Origin of the sequence: Kitasatospora sp. NPDC059803, from assembly GCF_042732255.1 — a bacterium.
Classification (GTDB): domain Bacteria; phylum Actinomycetota; class Actinomycetes; order Streptomycetales; family Streptomycetaceae; genus Kitasatospora.
This window is the reverse complement of the sequence record NZ_JBHWIJ010000168.1, coordinates 1-4,126: the sequence shown is the minus strand read 5'-3', so window position 1 is coordinate 4,126 and position 4,126 is coordinate 1. Positions and strand designations below refer to the sequence as shown.

4 protein-coding genes are annotated in these 4,126 nt (G+C 71.4%); all 4 read right to left on the bottom strand.

From position 1 onward, the window contains the following. Nucleotides 1-189 precede the first annotated feature (189 nt). Nucleotides 190-1,716, bottom strand: a complete 1,527-nt coding sequence (locus ACFV6I_RS24510) for a M1 family metallopeptidase (protein WP_380343041.1) — start codon at nt 1,714-1,716, stop codon at nt 190-192. A gap of 187 nt (nt 1,717-1,903) precedes the next feature. Then, nucleotides 1,904-2,776 carry a sulfurtransferase gene (locus ACFV6I_RS24505; protein WP_063346426.1) on the bottom strand — a complete coding sequence of 291 codons (873 nt, stop codon included), beginning with the start codon at nt 2,774-2,776 and terminating at the stop codon, nt 1,904-1,906. Nucleotides 2,777-2,915: 139 nt separating this feature from the next. Then, on the bottom strand, nt 2,916-3,248 hold the full coding sequence (locus ACFV6I_RS24500) for a hypothetical protein (protein WP_380427633.1): 333 nt from the start codon (nt 3,246-3,248) through the stop codon (nt 2,916-2,918). Between the two features lie 183 nt (nt 3,249-3,431). Next, nucleotides 3,432-4,126, bottom strand: a 695-nt coding sequence (locus ACFV6I_RS24495; protein WP_380427631.1) for a polysaccharide deacetylase family protein, incomplete at its 5' end; no start/stop codon positions are given.

Here is a 4,126-nt window from a genome sequence, read left to right as displayed (position 1 = left end):
GCGCGCCCGCGCGCTCCCACACCCACACCCGCCCCCGCCCCCCCCCCCCCGCGCGCGCGCCCCCCCCCCGCCCCCCGGAGCGGCGTAGCCCGATCGACCGCCCGCTTCCTCAAGCGGCCGACCGGACCACGCCCGTCACCAGGTCACCAGCTCACCAGGTCACATCCGGGGGCTCAACGAGCCCAGACCTCAATGCTCCTCGTCGTGCAGCGAGTTGGTCTCCTGGATCTTCTTCCAGGACTTCGGCTCCGCCGGCAGCTGCCCGTCGGCCTGTCCCGCGCCCGCACCCGGCGCGAGCGAGGCCGCCGCTGCGGCCGGCGCCGGCCCGACGGCCGGCTTCGAGGCCGTGAACAGCCAGGTGGCGAAGAGGTCCCCGAGCTTCTTCCCGGAGACCTTCTCGGCGTACGCCTGGAACTCCGGGACGGAGGCGTTGCCGTAGCGGCGCTCGGTGGGCCAGCCCTTCAGGATCTGGAAGAACTTGTCGTCCCCGACGGCGTTGCGCAGCGCCTGGATGGCCACCGCGCCCCGGTCGTAGACGGCGTTCGCGAACTGGTTGGCGGCTCCCGGGTCGCCCGGCTTGACGGTCCAGAAGGGGTCGTCGGCCGGGTGCGAGGCATAGACGTAGTCGGCGATTTCCTGCGCCGTGCCCTCGTCCTCGTGCTCGGACCAGAGGAACTGCGAGTACCGGGCGAAGCCCTCGTTCAGCCAGATGTCGCTCCAGTGCGAGACCGAGACGCTGTCGCCGTACCACTGGTGGGCCAGCTCGTGCACGACGACGGAGGTGTTGGAGCCGCGCGCGAACTGCCGGGGGCTGTAGAAGACCCGGGTCTGGGTCTCCAGGGCGAAGCCGGTCTTGACGTTGGGCACGTAGCCGCCGACCGAGCTGAACGGGTAGTCGCCGAAGTAGCCGCTCAGCCAGTCGACGATCTCGCCGGTGCGCTCGACGCTGGCCTTGGCCGCGTCGGTGTTCTCGCCGAGGTCCTTGCTGTACGCGTTGTAGACGGGCAGCCCGCTCGGTGTGCTGTCGGTCGTGACGTCGAACTTGCCGACCGCGAGGGTGGCCAGGTAGGTCGCCTGCGGCTTGTTCTCGCGCCAGCTGTAGCGGGTCCAGCCGGCCTGCGAGACGGCGCCGGCCAGGATGCCGTTGCTGATCACCTGGTTGCCGTCCGGCACCTGGACCGAGACGTCGAAGGTGGCCTTGTCGCTCGGGTGGTCGTTGCTCGGGAACCACCACCACGCCGACTCGGGCTCACCGGCGGCCACCGCGCCGTCCGGCGTGCGCAGCCAGGCGGTGAAGCCGTACTTCTTCACGGTGGACGGGACGCCCTTGTAGCGGACCACCACGGTGGCCTGGCTGCCCTTGGCGAGCGGCCGGGCGGGCGTGACCTCCAGCTCCTGCTCCCCGCTGGTGGCGAAGGTCGCCGGACGTCCGTTGACCCGGACCTCCTGGACGTTCAGCGCGAAGTCCAGGTTGAAGCGGGAGAGGTTCTCGGTCGCCGTGGCGAGGATGGTGGTGGTGCCCTCCAGTTCGTCGGTGGCGGGCTGGTATTTCAGCCGGATGTCGTAGTGCGAGACGCGGTACCCGCCGTTCCCGTAGGTCGGGTAGTACGGGTCTCCGATGCCGGCCGCGCCGGGTTGGAAGTCGGCCGCCGAGGCGGGGACGGCCAGGAACAGGCTCAGGGCGCTGGCAGCGGAGACGATCAGCCTCTTGCGCACGTGGTCCTCCAGGGTCACTGGGACGATGGGTCGGATCGATCCATGTCCCGGTGGCTCCCGGTCCACTCCCCAATTGTGAGATGTTCATGAAAAGAAACAGGCCGACATGGCGCCGCCGCGACACCGCCACACACCCCGGGGACCCCCTGCGCCCCACCCGCCCCTCACACCCCGGCCCCCGCCCCCCTCACCCGCCGAGCGTCACCGGCGCCCGCACCAGCGAGCCGTACTCCGTCCACGAGCCGTCGTAGTTCTTCACGTGCGGGTACCCCAGCAGCTCGGTGAGCGCGAACCAGGTGTGCGCCGACCGTTCGCCGATCCGGCAGTACGCGATCACCTCGCGCTCCGGTTCCACGCCCTTCCCCCCGTACAGCGCCCGCAGTTCCTCCGCCGAGCGGAACGACCCGTCGTCGTTGGCCGCCTGCGACCAGGGGACGTTCACCGCGCCGGGGATGTGCCCGGGCACCTGCGCCTGCTCCTGCGGCAGGTGCGGCGGCGCGATCAGCTCGCCCCGGTACTCGGCGGGCGAGCGGACGTCGACCAGCACCGCGTCCGAACCGGGCTTGGCGAACAGCTCGGCCTTGCCGAGCACTTCGTCCCGCAGCGCCCGCAGCTCCGGGCGCTCGGGCCCGGTCAGCCGGTAGGCGGTGTGCTGGTAGTCCATCACCTCTTCGGTGAGCCCGCGCCCCTCCAGCTCCCACTTCTTGCGCCCGCCGTCCAGCAGTCGCACGGGGCCGAAGCCGCGCAGCCGCAGCAGCCAGTAGGCGTACGCGGCGAACCAGTTGTTGTTGCCGCCGTAGAGCACCACGGTGGTGTCGTCCTCCACGCCGGCCGCCCGCAGCAGGTGCTGGACGCCCTCCCGGTCGGCGTAGTCGCGGCCGACCTGGCTGTGCAGGTCGGTGGTCCAGTTCCAGCCGATCGCGCCGGGGATGTGGTCCCGGTCGTAGGCGGTGGTGTCCTCGTCCACCTCGACGACCCGGATCGTCCCGTCGTCCAGGTGGTGGGCCAGCCACTCGGTACCGACCAGCGCCTCGGGGTGTGCGTAGCCGTTGCCGGTCATCCCAGGCCCTCCTTCGCTCTGCCCAGGCTTTCGGCGCCCGACCAGGGGCACAGCGAGCCGCGCACGGGCACGGCGGGGCGCCGGCGACCGGGCCGGACAGTTCGACGCTACGCCGACCGCCCGGCCCGGGCCACCCCGCTCAGGAGAAGATCACGGAGCGCAGCTTCAGCCGGTCGCCGAGCTTCTTGCCGGGGTTCATGACGTAGTAGACGTCGCCCTCGCAGTCGAAGTCCAGGAACACCGTCGCCGTCGAGCGGGTGAGGTTCTCCGGCGCGAAGGCCGGGTCCGCCTCGGTGGCCCCGAACAGGTTGATGCACTCGCGGCTCTCCGGGTCCGCGAGCCCGGCCGGCACGCCGGGGAGGCGGCCGACCTTGTAGAGGAAGTCGCCGACGGCGGCGTTGGCGGAGGTCGGGACCGCGAGGATGAGGGCGACGGCGCTGGCGACGGCGAGTGCGGTGTTGCGGAGACGCATGATTGATGGCCTTTCAGGAGGTACCTGGCGGTACCTGATGCATTGATGCGAGATCACCCTAGAGGCCAAAAATCAGCAGAAACGGTTCTCCCAATCCACTCTTTCAGGTGGTTTAAGCGGCAAAGCCGCGACTTCTGCCGAGAACCGTCACCCGCACCCGCACCCGCCGCCCCGCGCCCGCACTCAGTTCGCCGGGGCCGAGAAGGAGTACCCCTGGTCGATCAGCACCGGCAGGTACGCCTTCAGCGCCGCCACCGTCTGTGACCGGTCGCCGCCGCCGTCGTGGTTGAGCACGATCGACCCGGGCCGGACGTTCTTGAGGATCCGCTCGGTGATCACCGAGGTCCCGGGCGTGGCCCAGTCCTCCGGGTCCACCGTCCAGCCCATCGGCCGCATCCCCAGCTCGGTGGTCACCCTGATCGCGACCGGCGACCAGTCCCCGCCGGGCGCGCGGAACCAGGACGGCTGGCGCCCGGTGGTCCGGTACAGCAGGTCGGAGGTGCGCTCCAGCTCGTCCCGCACCGCCTCGTCGGACATGTGCCGCAGGTCGGGGTGGGTCCAGGTGTGGTTGCCGATGTGGTGGCCGCGGTCCGCGATCTCCCGCACCAGCCCGGTGTTCTCGGCGGCGCACTCGCCGACCAGGAAGAAGGTCGCCCGGATCCCGTACTGCTGGAGCAGCGCCAGGACGGTCGGCGTGTACCGGGGATCCGGCCCGTCGTCGATGGTGAGCCCCACCACCCGTTGGCCCGGGTCGAGTTGGTTGACCGGCTTGGCCTCCTCCTCCGTGAGCCGCCGGCGGGCGGGCATCGGCGGCGGGGCGGCGGCGGGTGTCGGCGGGGCCGGGGCGGCCTGCGGGGGCGCGGCGGAGGCGGCGGCCT